Origin of the sequence: Rubinisphaera italica (assembly GCF_007859715.1) — a bacterium.
Classification (GTDB): Bacteria; Planctomycetota; Planctomycetia; order Planctomycetales; family Planctomycetaceae; genus Rubinisphaera; species Rubinisphaera italica.
In genome coordinates this window covers 3,512,196-3,529,722 of sequence record NZ_SJPG01000001.1, presented here as the reverse complement: position 1 = coordinate 3,529,722, position 17,527 = coordinate 3,512,196, and the positions used below count along the sequence as shown (strand labels likewise).

Sequence of the window (17,527 nt, the reverse complement as noted above, 5' to 3'; positions counted from 1 at the left end):
GATGCGCCGACGTGTTGTAGTCACAGGATGCGGGGTTGTGACCCCGCTCGGCTGTGAAGTGGCTGAGTTTTGGGACAAGCTTTGCGCAGGCAAAAGCGGAATTGGCCCGATTGAACGGTTTGACTGTTCAGAATACAAAGTCACTTTCGGGGGTGAAGTACGCCACTTCAAACCCGAGGATCACATGCCGCTCGATATTCGCGAACAACGCCGCATGGACCGCTTTGTCCTGTTCGGTATGGTCGCCTCACATAAAGCGATCACGCAAGCTGGTATCGATCTCTCTCAGGGAGATCCCTACCGACATGGTGTGCTGATCGGCAGTGGGATCGGCGGACTGAATGAGATCGAAGATCAACACGACGCGCTCTATAATAAAGGGCCATCCCGCGTTTCTCCTTTCATGATACCCAAGCTGATGGTCAATGCCGCCAGTGGGAATATCTCAGTGAACTGGGGGCTCAAAGGACCAAACTCAGCGGTTGCTACTGCCTGTGCCTCAGCAACGAATGCAATTGGTGATGCTTATCGACTGATCCAATATGGCGAAGCCGATGTCATGGTGACCGGTGGTAGCGAAGCAGCGATGACCCCGATGGGATTATCCGGTTTTGCCCGCATGAATGCACTCTCCAAAAGAAACGACGAGCCCGAACGGGCGAGTCGGCCTTTCGATACTGACCGCAACGGTTTCGTCCTTTCCGAAGGAGCCGGTGTTGTCATCCTTGAAGAGCTCGAACATGCCAAAGCTCGTGGAGCCAACATTCTCGGCGAACTTGTCGGTTACGGCATGTCCGCAGATGGCACGCACATGACCGCCCCCGATCCCGAAGGTCGTGGAGCATCCTATGCAATGAGACGCGCTTTGGATGATGCCGGAGTCAAACCCGAATTCATCGATTACATCAATGCCCATGGCACGAGTACACCACTTGGCGACAAAGCCGAAACTGCTGCCATTAAAACGGTCTTTGGTGAACATTCGAAAAAACTGACTGTTTCAAGTACGAAAAGCCAGCTCGGTCACATGCTGGGAGCCTCTGGTGGTGTGGAATTCGTGATCTGTACATTGGCGTTACAGGAGCAGGTTGCTCCGCCAACAATCAATCTCGAAAATCCAGATCCAGCTTGCGATCTCGATTACATCCCCAATGAAGCCCGTCAGATAAAGATGTCTCACATCCTCACCAACAGCTTCGGTTTCGGCGGCCACAATGCCTGCCTGGTTGTTAAGACGTTTGAGGGGTAATTTTTGCTAGACCATTTTCAAATGGTATCTGCAGTCGCATGGACATCAAATGTCCTAAAACGATGTGTTTGCTCCTGCTGAACGCTGCAGGTAACTATTGAATATGCTCTAGTTCAATTGATTGGATCGCAATTCTACAAGCACGAAGCGCAAGCGAGTGTGTCCTCAACTCTGTGACACACTCGCTTGCGCTTCGTGCTTTTATTTTCAGGCGAGCCTTGCCGGTTATTGCAGGGGTGTTCTCACGATCCTTGTGCGACTTTTGAGATCAAGCCCAAGGTGACTCGACCCCACCCGAGTCATGACTGACTCGGGGCGTTTCACCTGACAATGAATTTGCTCACTAAAACTTGGTTAGCCCCGAAAGAATCTTTCGGGGCGGCGCAGGCGCAAGTAGACTGTGGGAAATTCAGTCAACAATCTGAAGTCCTCAAGAGGCCTTCGACCACTCAGATAGCGAAGCTATCTGGGCTATCCTTCATCCGTAATGATTAATGCACGCGCTGGCCCGGCTGTGCCCCCGAATCGGGTGTTAACAGGAAGACTTCTTTTCCGCCAGGACCAGAAGCACAGACCATGCCTTCACTCAGGCCGAAACGCATTTTGCGGGGTTTCAGATTGGCGACGCATACGACCAATCGACCAACCAGGTCTTCCGGGCTGTATGCAGCTTTAATGCCTGCAAACACATTGCGGCGGTTCTCTCCACCCAGACTCAAGGTCAGTTGCAGAAGCTTATCGGCTCCTTCAACGTGCTGAGCTTCCAGAATACGGGCGACTCGCAAATCAACTTTTACGAAATCATCGATGGAACACTCTTCCGACATCGGTTCATCTTCCAGCGGTTGGGCAGAATCATCCCACTCTGGAGCTGTATTCTCTTCGGGAATTTCCTGACCTTCTCGACTTTCTTCAATCATTTTCTGAACCTGTTCTTCTTCAATTCGCTTCATCATGTGAGTAAATTTATTGACCGTATTCCCGGTTAAGGGCGTCGAAGCCTGGCTCCATGCATCGAGTTTTTCACTGAGTAATTCGCCTGTTTTCGTGGCCAGGTCTGGCAGGACTGGCGAGATGTAAATTACGATTTGCCGGAACAGATTCAAGGCAATCGAGCAGACATTCCGTAATTCGTCCTGCTTTTCTGGATCTTTCTTCAAAGTCCACGGCTGCTGGTCTTCAATGTATTTATTAGCGACTTCCGCAAGTTGCATAATTTCTCGCATGGCCTGAGAGTAATCGCAATTTTCATAGCAAGCCGCGATCCGTTCACCCGCTTCGGCTCCTGCATTGAACAGCCCGCCATCATCGGGATATGGGGTGCTCATCTCGTTGCCGTTGATGAACTTTGCACAGCGACTGGCGATGTTGACCAGCTTTCCAACCAGATCCGCATTCGCTTTATCTATGAATTCCTGCAGATTCAGATCAAGATCGTCGAGTCCATTACTCAACTTAGAGGCAATGAAGTATCGGAAATAAGCCGGGTCGAGATGATTCAAATAGGTGCGGGCATTCACGAATGTGCCGCGGCTCTTGGACATCTTTTCGCCATTGACAGTCAGGAAGCCGTGAATATGGACTTTAGTAGGCAAATTGAATCCAGCCGTCTTGAGCATGGCTGGCCAGAACAGTGTGTGGAAGTACGTAATATCCTTCCCAATGAAGTGATGGATTTCCGTGTCATTGCTCTGCCAGTATTTTGAAAGGCCTTCATCCTGCTTTTTACACCATTCCCAAGTCGATGCAATATAACCAATCGGGGCATCAAACCAGACATACCAGTAGTGACCGGGCGCATCTGAAATTTCGAACCCGAAATACGGGGCAGGGCGAGAGACATCCCAGTCGCGAAGTGGCTCAGAGAGAAACTGCTTCTTGAGATAGTTGCTCACTTCCGGCTGCAAATGATTGCCGGTTTGAGTCCATTCCTCGAGAAATTCATGTAGTTTTTCGATACTCACAAATAAGTGGGGAGCTGTGCGAATTTCCGGAGTTGTACCTGAGAGAGTCGAAATCGGGTTCACTAACTCTCCGGGACTATAAGTCGAACCACAAACCTCGCAGTTATCCCCATATTGGTTTTCTGCACCGCACTTCGGGCAAGTCCCTTTAACGAATCGATCGGCTAAAAAAGTCTCTTCTTTGGTATCGAACAGTTGAGTGACATCTTTTTCAGAAACGAGGCCTGCATCGCGGAGGGCGACCCAGATTCGATTACATAATTCCTTGTTTTCTGGACTGTTTGTGCTGCCATAGTTGTCGAATTCGATTTGGAAATCGTTGAAATCCTGCAGATGGGATTCCTTCATTTCAGCAATCATTTCTTCTTCGCTGCGCCCTTCCTGACGAGCACGAATCATGATCGCGGTGCCGTGAGTATCGTCGGCACAGAAAAACAGGCATTGATTCCCACGCAACTTCTGAAAGCGGACCCAGATATCGGTCTGGACATACTCGACCAGGTGTCCAATATGGATTTGACCATTGGCATACGGCAGGGCAGCCGTCACTAAAATTCGCCGAGACATAGTGTTCCTCAATTCAGGTGATTCTTATCGAAACCTGATTGTAATCGCTCATTCAGATACTGCCAACGAGCAGCCGGGAATTCGAGTCGTCGACAGGATTGATACCGGAAAGTGACTGCATAAGCAGCTGATGAGAACTTTGTTTGTTATGAAAATGCGCAATAATCAAACAGATGACGTTAATAATTCGTAAAATCCTGAAAGCAGATGCTGATTCGATCAAATTGAAATTGCTCTCTAATATGACATTCAAAGCGATCTGGCTCATCAAGCCATCTGCATATTGCCGTGGTTTGGGGAAAACGCTACGATTGAGTGAAGTCGGGTACTCAGGGAGGAGATGACTGACAAGCGATTCGCTTACAAGTGATCGTGATTCCCCTTTCCGAACCTGTCCTCAGGGACTGCCTGCAGGATTTTCGCACATTCGCATCCGGGTCACTGGATTTGATTCCAATAGATTCGGCAGGCAATCGGCCATGATATCTTCTAAAAAATTTACGTGGGAATCTCTTATGAAATCGCCATTGTTTCGACGCATCGCGCTACTCTCTATTGTTGGGGTTTGTCTCATCGTTTCCACGATTGGAGCTCAACAACTTGCGACCGAGAATGGCGGCGACACTGCGACGGCTCGTCTTGTCTGCAAAATGATTGAAAAATCGCACATCGGTCAGCACAAAATCGATGATGAAATTTCGATGGGGCTTTACGACCGATTCATCGAAGATCTCGATCCCAACAAACTCTACTTCCTGAAGTCAGACATCGATTCCTTCGTGAAGGATCGCAAAAATCTGGATGATCAGCTTTTGGTTGGCAATATTGACTTTGCCCGTAAAGTGTTTGCCCGCTATCTCGATCTGGTTGATCAGCAGATAAACCGTGCCCACGAGTTGATCGATCAGGATTTCGATTTTACTGTCGATGAAGATATTATTACTGATGCCGATGCGATTGATTATGGAACTGAAGCCGAACGGGAAGAACGCTGGCGGAAGCGAATCAAATATGAAATGCTCGATCTCAAGCTCGAAGAAAAAGATAAAGAAGAGGACATCAAAGAGATCCGCGAACAGTTGCATCGCCGGTACCGAACGATTGCCAGCAACCTGCGACTGACAGATGATCATGAAATTCTTGAAATGTATTTGACAGCTCTGGCTCGTTCTTTCGATCCACACTCAAGCTACATGTCTCCACAGACACTGGAAGATTTCCAGATCAATATGCGATTGTCTCTTGAAGGAATCGGTGCACAACTGCGATACGAAGATGGCTTTACCGTTGTGTACGAAGTTGTCAAAGGGGGAGCAGCCGATAAAGATGGTCGCCTGCAGGCTAAAGATAAAATTGTGGCAGTTGGTCAGGAAGATGGCGAATTTGTCGACATTGTCGAAATGAAACTGAAAAACGTTGTTCGCCTGATTCGTGGAAAAAGTGGTACAAAAGTTCGTCTGCGTGTGAAAAAAGCCGAAGGCGGAGATACTGCTGTTTACGAAATGGTTCGTCAGAAAATTGAGTTGAACGAGCAGGAAGTTAAAGGCGAAGTTCTGAACCTGCAGGACCGAATTGGGCAACCTGTGAAAGTTGGAGTGATTAACATTCCTTCGTTCTACCGCGACTTTGCCGGTGCTCAAAATGGTGATCGTGACTTTAAAAGTACTGAAAAAGACGTCCGCAAAGTTCTGGCTGATTTCAATCAACAGGGTGGCGTCGATGCTGTTGTGATCGATCTGCGAAACAATGGTGGTGGAGCACTCAGCGAAGCGATTGGTGTTTCCGGGCTGTTCATCACTGAAGGACCAGTCGTTCAGGTTAAGGAAATTGATGGCACCGTCCGCTCTCACAAAGATGAAAACAGAGATCTCGTTTACGATGGGCCTTTGGTCGTGATTTGCAACCGCCTCTCCGCTTCGGCTTCAGAAATTTTCGCTGGTGTGATTGTCGATTACAATCGTGGAATTGTCGTAGGAGATTACACAACTCACGGAAAGGGAACTGTTCAAAATGTGATGCCGGTGGCAGATCCTCTGTTCCGTTTCCGATTGTTCCAGCCTCAAGACCGAGGTGCACTCAAGTTGACGATTCAGCAGTTCTATCGCGTCAATGGAGACAGCACACAAAACCGGGGCGTACGATCTGACATCGTCCTGCCTTCTCGAATCGATCACATGGATCTGGGAGAATCATTCCTGGATAATGCGTTGGAATTCGATCACATTCCCCGGGCCAAAGGTGTTTACAATGCTGGCTTTACTTCGGGGCCGATCATCGATCAACTCCAGAAAGAAAGCCGGGAACGTGTTGGGGAAACTGAGGAATTCCAGAAACTGGAAAAACAGATCGCCCGCTTGGTGGAACGCAAGAATCGTAAAAGCGTTAGCCTGAATGAATCCGTCCTTGGAAAAGAACGGGCACAGGATGATAACGAAAACAACGATCTCTTCCCGGATCTCAATAACGATGAGAAGAAAGACGAAGAGAAAGAAATTTTTCCTCAAACGTTCTATAACGACGAAGTTTTGGAAATCACCAGTGACTATGTCTCTGTGCTCCGTCAGATGAAAATCGTCCAGGGCCGATAAGCATTGGCTGTGAAGTCATTCCAGAAAAGGCAGGTCTTGAGACCTGCCTTTTTTTGTTCAGTTGGTAATAAATCGCTAACACGCCAAAATGAGAGAGATAATTTGCTCGTGGTGGAAGAAGTATGTTGGGCTACAGGTAGAACCTCTCTTCGTGCCTTCGTGGCCATAATATTACACAACAGTGATTATGGAATTGAATTCGATCGTGAATTCTCAGATGCACTTGACTGGCGATCGCGAAATTAGCATCTACACTATAGAAAAAGAATCACCGAACGATCGCTCAATTTATGTCTGCAATTATTGATGTCTCCCAACTTGGCAAGCAGTATCGTGTTTATCGCAAACACGAAGGTCTGTGGGCATCGGTATCGCATTTATTCAAGCGAGAATATTCAACTGTCGATGCGGTTAAATCAATCAGTTTTCAGATTCAGGAAGGGGAAATTGTCGGTTTTCTTGGACCAAACGGAGCCGGCAAAACGACCACTCTCAAACTTCTTTCTGGTCTGATTTTTCCGTCTTCGGGCACCGCAACTGTCCTCGGGCATGTTCCCTGGAAGCGGGAGAATGCTTATCGACGTAATTTTTCGCTGGTGATGGGGCAGAAAAATCAACTTTGGTGGGACCTGCCTGCTCAGGAATCCTTTCGACTGCATCAGGCCATTTATAAAGTCCCGGCAGATGTGTTTAACCGCAGACTGGACGAACTGACATCTCTCCTGGAGGTGAAGCGTTTAATCGGGCAACCGGTTCGCGAACTTTCGCTCGGCGAACGGATGCGGATGGAATTGATCGCCTCCTTGCTGCACAATCCTCGCGTTCTGTTTCTGGATGAGCCGACGATCGGACTGGATGTTGTCAGTCAGAAACGTGTGCAGGAATTCTTGAAATATTATCAGCAGGAAGAGCGGATCACGGTCGTACTGACTTCGCATTATATGAAAGATGTCGAAGCGCTCTGCAAACGGGTCATCATTATCGATGAAGGAGAAATTCGCCACGATGGTTCCCTCAGCGATATGGTCGATCGTTTCAGCCTGCACAAAGTAATCGCCCTGCAGTTTTCTGATGGGGAAATTCCAGAGGACCTGGAGCGGTTCGGGGAATTGCTCAGTGTTGACCTGGGTGTCGCAAAACTGAAAGTCGAACGCGAACAGGTCTCCCATATCCTGGCCACTTTACTGGATCGGTATGACATCCACGATATCACAGTTCACGATCGCCCTCTGGAAGACGTCTTCGCAGAACTCTTCGACAGTCACCGAAAGCCGGAAACGGAAGAGGCCGTTGTCTGATTTAGTTGGGAGAAATCGAGGTTGAGTGTGTTGGTGAAATTTGAACCACGGATGGACACGGATTTTCACAGATAGAAATAGTAGATACGATTTGCTTCAAAGACTTCCTCTCTTACAGAACGCCCCGCAATCCTGATGAATTAAATTTTAATACCTTTCGAGCTATCGAGAGACACCGCAAACCATTAAGCCCATCCGTTGTTCCAAAGTAATTTTAGCCAGAGAGATTGAAATTGAGTCAGCAAAATACAACTCGGAAATCAGCACTGGTAGCCAGTTGTGAAGCGGTGTTCTCGTCGGTTTATATCAGCTGGATTATTTTCAAAACCTGTGTTGCCGAGCGGCTCGTTTATCGGGGTGACTTTTTCTTTTCAACGTTCATTCGCTTTCTGCCGATTGTCACTCAGATATTTCTCTGGCACAAAGTTTATTCCATCGGAACATCTAAGCAGATCGAATCGCTCAACGGATACAGTTATGAAGATATGGTGGCCTACTATCTGCTGGCGATGGTCGCACGTGCGTTTTCGAGTATGCCAGGGTTAGCAAGTGGGATCGGAAACGATATTCGTGATGGCAGTATTAAAAAATATGTGATCCAGCCGATCGATTTACTGGGATATCTGTTCTGGCATCGGATGGCTCATAAGCTCGTTTATTATTTGATTGCGACAATTCCCTTTGCGGTCGTCTTTTATTTTTGCAGCAGTTATTTTCCGACGACGCCATCTGCCGAAGTCTGGCTGGCTTTTGTGTTATCTCTCCTGTTGGGATTTCTGGTTGGCTTCTTACTGGAAGCCTTGATCGGGCTGATTGGTTTCTGGTTTCTGGAAGTCAGCTCGCTGCTGTTCATTTATATGATGTTCAATTATTTTCTCTCCGGCCACATGATCCCCCTCGACTGGCTGCCTGGACCAATATTTCATGCGATTGAGTATCTGCCTTTCAAATATCTGGCATATTTCCCCGCCGCAATTTTCCTGGAGAAGATTCCAGAACAGAACCTTTGGTTTGAAATTGGTGTCGAGTGTGTGTGGGTCCTTGCATTGTTACTTGCCAATCGAGTTATGTTGAAGCGAGGATTGAAACGCTACGGAGCTTACGGGGGTTGAGCATCAGGTTATTATGCGAGTCCAACCGGACACGCTGAAATGTCTTTATGTTTTGATGCGTTTCGAGCTGATGCAGAAATCCTGCAATGCTCGAAAAGACAGGTTGTCAGTCAGCCTGATCTCCGTAGAATATGGTCTACAAACTTAATTTCCTTCCTGAATTGAACCAGCTATGAGTTCTTCTATTCCCGACCAGTACGCCACGACTTCAGGCGTGGGTACGTTGGAGGGAGTCACCATTTCGCAGGTAGAATCCCCGCAGATCGCTTCAATCTACAATTCCATATTCTGGTGGGCATACATCGCCAATCTGATTCTCGTTTCGGCCAATGCACTCACCTTTCGATTTGCCGATATGATTAACATGCTCGGCGGAAGCGATCAGGTTGCCGGGACAATTGTGAGTGTTGGATCCATAGGCGCACTGGTCGGACGGCTGTTTCTCGGGCAATGGATCGATCGATATGGAGTCCGTCCGTTATGGATTGCCTGTTCACTATTGTATCTGACAGGCATGCTGGTCATGGTTTTCCTGCCATCACTCGGCTTTCTGATGTATGGCGGACGGACGCTTTTCGCCTTCGGTCTGGGGGGGATGTTCGCCTGTTCGATGACACATATTCAAAATCAAGTTCCGCCGGAACGTCGTACGGAAATGATTGCAACACTCGGCTCCAGTGGGTTTCTGGGGATGATCCTCGGCTCACAATTGGGAGACGTTGTTTTACAATTCACACCTGATAGCCTTTTGAGGCACAGTGTTTTGCTGGGAACTTCTTCAGTAATGGCGGGGGTCTATCTGGTGATTGTTGCGATGATCACCCGGCATGAACGAATGGAACTTCAGAGAGACAGCCCCGCTGCGTGGCCGTTGCTGAAACGATACTGGCCTGGATGGGTTGTTATTGTTGGAATCATGATTGGGATGGCTTTTGCCTGTTCGACAGTCTTTATTGCGCGATACGCTACGACTTTAGGTTTGAAGGGAGTAGGCACTTACTTCACTGCGTACGCCGTCAGTGCGTTTATCGTTCGCTTGCTCACCCGTCATACCAGTAAAGTTTATGGTCGGCATCGAATGATCGTCCTGGGTATGATCGGACATGTGATTGGATATACGGGACTCTGTTTTGTGACAGCCGAGTGGCAGTTTATTTTGCCAGCGATCTGTAGTGGGTTCGCTCACGCATTACTGTTTCCATGTGTGGTCTCGTTGGGGACGGAACACTTTCCGAGACAATACCGTGGAACCGGAACAACGCTCGTTCTGTGCTTTATCGATATTGGGGGTGTTGTCTTTGCACCATTGTTAGGCGCAATTATCGATCAGTTCGGTTTTCGTCCCATGTTCCTGACAACAGCTGGAGCTGCTTTGGCTACGACTGTCCTGTATGCCTGGATGACCGCTCGCACAACCGATCCGGAAATGTTGCATCAGGGAAAATCACATAAGAATAAGTGTGATTCGGCAGCAGACGTCGAAACAGAATCTCTTGCGACTGGACCGGTTCCAGAAACGTGCAAGAGTGGCTGTGCCTGAGCCTGATCAATCGTCGATTGGGTTTTGTTGGAAAAGATCAATGGGTTCAGTCGAGATGACATGTGGCTGCGGATTCAGATTTCTGAATTCTACCGATAATCGTTCCTATGTTGCTCATTGGATTGCTGATCAGGATCTGGATGAGTTTTGGGGACATATCGATAATGCGATTGAGAAATCGGGACCATCAGCACGCGAAAAAGAAGCCGCCTGCATGAATTTGCGGCGGCTACTACTTTCAGCCCGACAAACCATCTGGCAATGTCCTGAATGTGGTCAGGTTCGACTGAATGATCCTGATGATCCTGCTGGAAATACTCATGCATTCCAACCTGAATCTGACTCGCCGCGAAACATACTGAAATCGCGGAAACTCAAATCGCGATGAGAATTTATTCGTTGGCCGATTCCAGACAAGTCATTTCTGTCCCAGTCCGAATCAGAATGTGATCCTGCGCGACAATTGCGGCATATAAAGTTGGACCTGCGAATGGATTCGTGGCGTCAGCTTCTTTAGTAAACAGCTCGACAGTTTGAACCAGTTCTGGCTTTTCGCCGAGCCGAAAAATATCGAGTGTTCCTGACTTACCAAACAGGAGCAGGTGGTTCTCGGTTAAGAGCGGCGTCGCCCAGACGCTGCCCGAAGTTCGCTCAGCCAGTCGTTCTTCGCCGGACTTGAGATCGAGACCAAATAGGATGCCCGTTCTATTGACGAAAAATGTCATTTCCTGGTTGGCAACGGGAGTCCCGAACGAACTGGTCGCTTTTTTGGCTTTCCATGCATAATTTGCGGACCATGTTCCTTCAACTGTTTTGGAGATTGCGATCACGCCATTCGATTCAGCCGCCCGACCTTCGTTGCCATCTCCCTGTCCAGTCGTCGCTCCCATTAAAAAGCGGCCGTCAGCAAGTGGAAAAGGTGTCGGTGTCGAGTTTCCAGTGATCTCTGTAAATTCCCAGATTTGAGAACCCGTCTCCGGATCCAATGCAACAATCTTACCGATGCCACTCAACAGGAGTTGATCACGTCCCTCGGCAGTCATGATTCGTGGACTGGCCCAGCTGGTCACGCCTAAACCGGGAGCTTTCCAGAGGACTTCACCTGATTTCTTATCCAGACACAGCACATAGGGATCAGTCTGACGTTCGACCCAGATAAAGACATTGGCCGCGTTTTGTTCCAGTGATGATGAGAGACCATGACGGGAATCGATTGGTCCTAAATCTTCGATGAGATTTTTCTGCCAGTTTAATTTTCCATCGAGCGAAAAGCAGGCGAGTAAACCTCCTTCAAAGAATGTGACAATTTGATTTCCATCGACCACAGGAGATGGAGCCGCCTTGCTCACATATGATGTCGCTTCGACGGGTGAAGGATTTACCAGCGATTGCTGCCAGAGCTGTTTGCCATCATTCAAAGAGTAAGCAGTGATCAGACAATTGTCTTTGTTTTCCCCTTGGACGCTGGTGATAAAGATCTGGTTGCCTAATGTGACTGGGCTCGATTGGCCATAACCATCCAGTTGAATCTTCCAGGTTGTTTTTGGGGGCAGCGACCAGTTCCAGGATTGATCGAGTTTAACCTGCTGATGATCCTGAAACCCAGTCCAATTCTCAGCAGCTGTTGCGGAGCAGGGGAGAGTCAACATGCCAATTATGACAACACAATTGAAAAGACGATTCATCTTGGTTTCCAGTTTTCAGTGTTTGTATTGAATAGATTTAATACTGGAGTATTGCAAAACTTCAGTTTGAAACCAAACTTCGAAAATGACTCAACAGATTTTGAGAAAGATTAAAACCACAGAGGCACAGAGGACACAGAGAAAATTTCGGAAAGGTCTGTCATGCTCAAGTAATCGAACTCTTCATAAGACTTGGATATCAAGACTTCTCCGTGTCCTCTGTGCCTCTGTGGTGCAAAAACTAAATTTCAGTTTTGTTAGGAGTTCTTATTTCTCCGGTTTTCAAATTGATCTTGCAATAGACTCACTCGCTTGCGCTTCGTGCTTGTAACTGAGGTTATGCAAACTTCAGTTATTATTAATAATAGCCTCAGAGAGCACAGAGAAAAATAACTGAATCATATGACAGTCTGGAATCAGCGACCATATTCCGAGTGCAAACACTCTCAAAAATCTCTGTGAACTCTGTGAACTCTGTACTCCCTGTGGCTAAAATAAAGTTGCGTTTGTGGGAGTTCTGGATTTTATTGAATTCAATAACAGATTAATAAAAATGCTCAAGGCTCGATTGTCATCGTATGCCCCGAACATATTTGATTCTCAAATGCTCACGATGGCACTAGTTTTTTGACAGTGTGTTCAAATCAAGTTCGTCGATTTCTTCAAACTTGCCAACGGACATACTGGAGCCACCAACGAGTAAAAGTTTGTTTTCGTTCTTAGGTACCATGCGGTGGAAGAAGCGGGCATTTTCGAAGTTGCCCAAGTTGTTCCATTGAGAACCGTCTTTCGAGAGGGTTTGCAAAGTGCCATCGTAAGTGGAAACAAACAACTGCCCATCAGCCGCAAATGAAGAGGTTCCGAAACCGGTCATGGAATGACCAATCAATTGTGGCCCTGCGGACCAGCTCGAAGTTTTCGGATCATAAATGGATACTTCGGTTGTCGGCTTGCCTTCAGAGGACATCCCTCCGATGGCATAAATTTTTCCCTGATAGGCGGCAACCGAAAGGGCACGTTTTCTAAATGGTGGCGTTGGAAGTTTCGTCCACACAGCTGCTTGATCATTCAGGTCGAAAGTCCAGGCGGTATCGTGCCAGGTGCTTTCGGCATCGCCTTGCATGGACCACCCTCCCATCACATAGATTTTGCCATCGAGAACAGCGGCATCAAAGGAAGATCGTGGCTCGGGCAGAGCAGGAAGGTCGGTCCATTTTTCAGTTCTTGGGTCGAACATCGAGAAGGAATCCTGTGACCACAAGTCCTGATCTTCACCCTCTGCGTTCTCGGCCGTGAAGCCACCTATGCGATACAGCTTGCCATCGTGAGCGACCATCGCCAGTCCCTGCAGACGTGGGCCTTTTGCCAGAGCTTTCCATTCACTTTTCGTATTCAGGTCCAATGCCCACAATGTGTTTGCCTGACCTTCATTCGAGTATTCATGAGCGCCGCCGGTATGGCCGCCATAGATGTAAAGAACATCGCCCGAAATCGCGGCTCCGAAACTGGTGACCGTTTCAGGAATTTCCGGATAAGGGGTGCTGACTTGCAGAGTCTCGTAACTGGCAGCTGGGAAGGTGAGTGTGGAATAATGACGAATTTCGTCATAAGATTTCTCGTCGAGGCTTCCCGATTGCTTTTCAACAAATTTCACACGAACGGCATGAATACTTTGCTTGCTGATATCGACAGTTGCAGTTCCATTCTTATCGGTTTCCTGCCTGTCGAGTTCGACAAGGTCGTGCACGAAAGTGACTTCAGCTCCGACAGCAGGTTCTCCCTGATGTTTGACAATGACAGTTAATTTATTTTCATCGAGAGAGGGAATGACTGTGAAATCCAGAGTTTTGTCCATGGACTCCGCTTGCTTCCAGGCCCAGGATTTCAATGAAGGACCCGTTTCGCTGTAGTATTTGACGAGAAAACTACTCTCACCCCGATTCATCACACCGAGTTGATGGTCCAGGATGAAAATGGATTCGGCCTGATCAGGTTCAATCGCAAAAGACATTTCTTTTTCGATATCATTCCGTTCCAGCAGAATGGGATCCCCCTTGCGTTGCAGGCGATACACTTTCGCATCGGCAACATATTTCAGGAGTGTGGGATCATCGTCGGTCGGCGATTCTGAAAAATAGCAGACAAGTTTCTGATCGGCAGTCTGGCGTTCGGAGACATCCAGCCAGGGAAAGTGAGCCTGTACGGAATTTGACATGTGGCTGAACAGAGTTAGTGTCATGAGGCTGAGTGGAAGAAGTTTTTTAATCATAGAATGTTTCCTTTGGTGTGGAAATCCTTTGTGGAGTGTCAATTACTCCATAAGGTCTGTTATTTGATTATAGAAGGTCGTTCTTGTGAGAACATATGAATTTTCAGTTTCGGGAGACGTCGCTACGAATTGGCATTATCTCTGAAGTTGAAATTCGAATTCGTTGGTTTCGTTTTCTTTGACGATAGCCTTCAATGGACTATTGGCTCCATATTTCTCAGGTACAAGGATCACATCAATTTTATTAATGTTATTTTCCTTGAGATGCTTGAGAGCCGTTTCGTCATCGCGGGCAAAGCCACCATCATCTGTAGACTCGACTTCGACCCGATGAGTTCCTGCAACTGGTCCATATCGACTTTCGATGAGATAAGTTCCATTTTCGATTTTGACTGATGTTTTAGGGCCGGGAGTTCCTTCCACGGGCACGAAACGAATCAGCCCTTCTTTGAGAGGTTCTCCATCGAGAGTGACGAAGCCAGCGACTTCCTGTCGAGTTTCGATAAAAGGATCGGTTTGGGAAGAGCAGCCGATTGAAAACGCAGAAAACATAGCGAGTAACAACTGCTTATTGTGGTTGAGCCTCGGTTTAAAATTCACCAATGACCTCCCCGCCATTTCTGGTCGCTAATGCATCAAGCACTTCAGCAGAAATGTTTTCGGCAATGAAGTGAACCGAACCATCGACCATTGTGAATTGCACGCCCCCTTTGTGTTCACTGCGGAATGTGCGAGTCCAGTTGTCATCGAAGATGCCGTCGTCTTTGACATCATGAGGATTGAAGCCGAATTCCGTCGTGCAGGCTGTGGAACCGGGGTAAGGGACTGACCAGTAAGTGTAAGAATAGCGGGATTCCCCCATGCAGCTTCCGGATGAAAATTTATAGTCGGGAAGATTGAAAGCGGTTTCTCCGATGAGCAGGGTTGTTGTCGTGCCATCAGTCATATCACGAAATCGCGTCGAACCATCCTGAGAACCCGTGTAAACAATTGGTCCATCCAGAGAGGGAGCAGGCAAGCCGTAATAGGGCCAGTATTGATTGTAATCTCGACTTCCAATATTGACGGCATAGGTACCTGCGGCTCGTCCAGAATCAGAATCGCAACTGGGGACCTGGCGCCGGATGGGGGCAGAAGGGCACATGTAAGAAGAAATCGTTTGGCTGGTTACAACGACATTGTACGGATCGGAATTAGTGAGGTTGAAATCGTAATGATCGAAGATGTTCCCTTGATCAACCAGGGGCAGAATTGATGTGAAAAGGCTGCCGCCGCTTAATTCACTGTTGGCATTCGCGTTCGGAAATGCTGTGTAAATGTCATGATAATTGTGGATCGCCAATCCGATCTGTTTCAGATTGTTTTTGCAGCTTGTTCGCCGGGCTGCTTCTCGGGCTTGCTGGACGGCTGGCAACAGTAATGCGACCAAAATAGCGATGATCGCGATGACGACAAGCAATTCAATTAAAGTGAATGCTCGACGAAGGGGGTGGGAAACGTGGCGCATAGGATGCCTCCATGAAAAAGAGTTCAGCTTTCTTTCGGCAAATTAACCGAGAGTGATTTCCGACATCGGAGAATCCTTCAAAAGTTGGCTGGCTCTTTTTCAAGTGGCTGGCTGGAGAGTCAAAACTTCGGGAGATGAGTTGAAATTGAGACTCAGTCTCAATATAGTAGCGGTCGTTCAACGACTCAGCAAGCCCCTGCAGCCAAAATTTCTGTTATTTTTTGCCAGCCAGGTCGTTCCAGTACGATCCCCCCTGAATAACGGATTCCTACCATGTCGAATGACAATGATCTTTCTCCAAAATCCCCTCAGAATAATGCGTCTTCTACCGAAAATGATCGCATTTCTTTTTCTGAATTGTCACGGGGAAAACGCGAAGTTCTCCTTGAGCATGAAGGTCAGTTGTACCGGTTGCGATTAACCCGAAATGGAAAGCTAATATTGAATAAGTAGTCGCAAAAGCGGAAGGGGGAGAGCGGAAAACCGATTTTTTAGGGAAGGTAAATGAACGCCTAACGCCTCACGCCTATTAGTTTTATCGCAAGTTCAACCGCTTGGTTGAGGCTGTTGACATTGGCTTTGCCTTGCCAGGCGATGTCGAATGCGGTGCCGTGATCGACGGATGTGCGAACGATGGGAAGTCCGAGCGTGACATTGACAGCGTCATCAAAAGCGAGGGCTTTCAGGGGGATCAAGCCTTGGTCGTGATACATGCAAATGTAGGCGTCGGTCACTTCCCGACGGCGTTTCATGAAAGCCGTATCAGGGGGAAAGGGGCCTTCAATCAGAATGCCTTGCTCTCTGGCCCATTCAATCGCAGGCTGAATGATTCTCTCTTCTTCCTGCAGGCCAAACAAGCCGTGTTCTCCCGCATGCGGATTTAACCCACAGATGGTTAGTTGCGGAGTGCGGCCACGAATCTGTTTCATCGCAGCATGTGTCAGTTGAATCGTTTCACAGATCCGCTCAGTGCTCAGCAGGGATGAAACTTCGCTCAGGCCGACATGTGTCGTCACGAGACTGCAGGTGATTTCCGGGCTGGTCAGCATCATGACAATTGGATCTGCTCCCGTTTTCTCGGCCAGAATTTCTGTATGGCCAGGGTAAGGATATCCCGCCTGATGCAAAGCTTCTTTATGGAGGGGAGCCGTCACCAAGGCATCCGTCCACTTATTCAGACAAGTATGGATTGCTCGATTAAGATAGCAAAAAGCGGCTTGCCCGGCGGGAGCTGAAACTTCGCCAGGCGACAGGCTCTGCAGGTTTTCGCAACCCATGTCGATGATTGCGGGTTGGGAGAACTCCATTGGATTCTGCTGAAACTGATCCCATGAAATCACTGGGACAGTTATCGAAAACGCATCTGCTGGTGACTTTGAGAGTTGTGCAGAAACTCGCTTGAGAATGGAAGCATCCCCATAAATCAATGGCTGGCAAATGGATGTGACTTGCTTGAGATTTAACAATTGCAAGCATAATTCCGGCCCTACTCCCGCAGGGTCTCCCATGGTGACTGCGAGTCGAGGATGATGATTCAGAGGAGTGCTCATGTTATGGATCTTTAAGCTGCATCTGTTGTGAGAGGTTTAGTGTTTGACCACGTTCTATCGATTATACCGATTATCGAACTGTCGGATATTGCTGTCGTGCAGTTCTGAAAAAAACAAGCAATGTCATCGAGTCAAAGCGGCGTAAAAGGCTGAACATGACGATGAAATGAATACCGTTCTACAGGAATAATATTTATT

The 17,527-nt window shown here is 47.9% G+C and carries 13 protein-coding genes; 7 read left to right on the top strand and 6 right to left on the bottom strand.

Features of this window, described 5'->3' with window-relative positions; translation table 11 throughout:
• Window position 1: 1 nt before the first annotated feature.
• The gene (fabF, locus tag Pan54_RS13090; protein ID WP_146503902.1) at window positions 2-1,249 is read left to right on the top strand and encodes a beta-ketoacyl-ACP synthase II; all 1,248 of its coding nucleotides are present in this window, start codon (window positions 2-4) and stop codon (window positions 1,247-1,249) included.
• A 491-nt stretch (window positions 1,250-1,740) separates the two neighbouring features.
• Here fabF and metG read toward each other — a convergent pair whose 3' ends face one another.
• Window positions 1,741-3,780, bottom strand: coding sequence for a methionine--tRNA ligase (metG, locus tag Pan54_RS13085; protein ID WP_146503901.1), 2,040 nt, complete (start codon window positions 3,778-3,780; stop codon window positions 1,741-1,743).
• Window positions 3,781-4,295: 515 nt separating this feature from the next.
• Here metG and Pan54_RS13080 point away from each other — a divergent pair.
• From Pan54_RS13080 to Pan54_RS13060, 5 genes are all read left to right on the top strand, one after another.
• Window positions 4,296-6,368 (top strand): carboxy terminal-processing peptidase, encoded by a 2,073-nt coding sequence (locus tag Pan54_RS13080; protein ID WP_146503900.1) that lies wholly within the window; start codon window positions 4,296-4,298, stop codon window positions 6,366-6,368.
• Between the two features lie 290 nt (window positions 6,369-6,658).
• Entirely contained in the window at window positions 6,659-7,666 is a 1,008-nt protein-coding gene (locus Pan54_RS13075) for an ABC transporter ATP-binding protein (RefSeq protein WP_146503899.1), read from the top strand.
• Window positions 7,667-7,899: 233 nt separating this feature from the next.
• Window positions 7,900-8,778: an ABC transporter permease gene (locus Pan54_RS13070; RefSeq protein WP_242631311.1), complete on the top strand. Its 879-nt coding sequence runs from the start codon at window positions 7,900-7,902 to the stop codon at window positions 8,776-8,778.
• Window positions 8,779-8,950: 172 nt separating this feature from the next.
• Entirely contained in the window at window positions 8,951-10,318 is a 1,368-nt protein-coding gene (locus Pan54_RS13065) for an MFS transporter (RefSeq protein ID WP_146503898.1), read from the top strand.
• A 40-nt stretch (window positions 10,319-10,358) separates the two neighbouring features.
• The gene (locus Pan54_RS13060) at window positions 10,359-10,706 is read left to right on the top strand and encodes a hypothetical protein (protein WP_146503897.1); all 348 of its coding nucleotides are present in this window, start codon (window positions 10,359-10,361) and stop codon (window positions 10,704-10,706) included.
• A 4-nt stretch (window positions 10,707-10,710) separates the two neighbouring features.
• Here Pan54_RS13060 and Pan54_RS13055 read toward each other — a convergent pair whose 3' ends face one another.
• The 4 genes from Pan54_RS13055 to Pan54_RS13040 all read right to left on the bottom strand — a co-directional run bounded on the left by Pan54_RS13055 (window position 10,711) and on the right by Pan54_RS13040 (window position 15,779).
• Window positions 10,711-12,003, bottom strand: coding sequence for an outer membrane protein assembly factor BamB family protein (locus Pan54_RS13055; RefSeq protein WP_146503896.1), 1,293 nt, complete (start codon window positions 12,001-12,003; stop codon window positions 10,711-10,713).
• Window positions 12,004-12,622: 619 nt separating this feature from the next.
• Entirely contained in the window at window positions 12,623-14,272 is a 1,650-nt protein-coding gene (locus Pan54_RS13050) for a Kelch repeat-containing protein (protein ID WP_146503895.1), read from the bottom strand.
• A 135-nt stretch (window positions 14,273-14,407) separates the two neighbouring features.
• On the bottom strand, window positions 14,408-14,872 hold the full coding sequence (locus Pan54_RS13045) for a hypothetical protein (protein ID WP_146503894.1): 465 nt from the start codon (window positions 14,870-14,872) through the stop codon (window positions 14,408-14,410).
• Entirely contained in the window at window positions 14,862-15,779 is a 918-nt protein-coding gene (locus Pan54_RS13040; RefSeq protein ID WP_146503893.1) for a DUF1559 domain-containing protein, read from the bottom strand. Before Pan54_RS13040 ends, Pan54_RS13045 begins: the two co-directional genes overlap by 11 nt.
• Before the next feature lie 273 nt (window positions 15,780-16,052).
• Here Pan54_RS13040 and hemP point away from each other — a divergent pair, with 273 nt between their 5' ends.
• Window positions 16,053-16,232, top strand: a complete 180-nt coding sequence (gene hemP, locus Pan54_RS26570; RefSeq protein WP_146503892.1) for a hemin uptake protein HemP — start codon at window positions 16,053-16,055, stop codon at window positions 16,230-16,232.
• 59 nt (window positions 16,233-16,291) lie between these two features.
• Here hemP and pdxA read toward each other — a convergent pair whose 3' ends face one another.
• Window positions 16,292-17,329 carry a 4-hydroxythreonine-4-phosphate dehydrogenase PdxA gene (gene pdxA / locus Pan54_RS13030; protein WP_242631310.1) on the bottom strand — a complete coding sequence of 346 codons (1,038 nt, stop codon included), beginning with the start codon at window positions 17,327-17,329 and terminating at the stop codon, window positions 16,292-16,294.
• Window positions 17,330-17,527 lie beyond the last annotated feature (198 nt).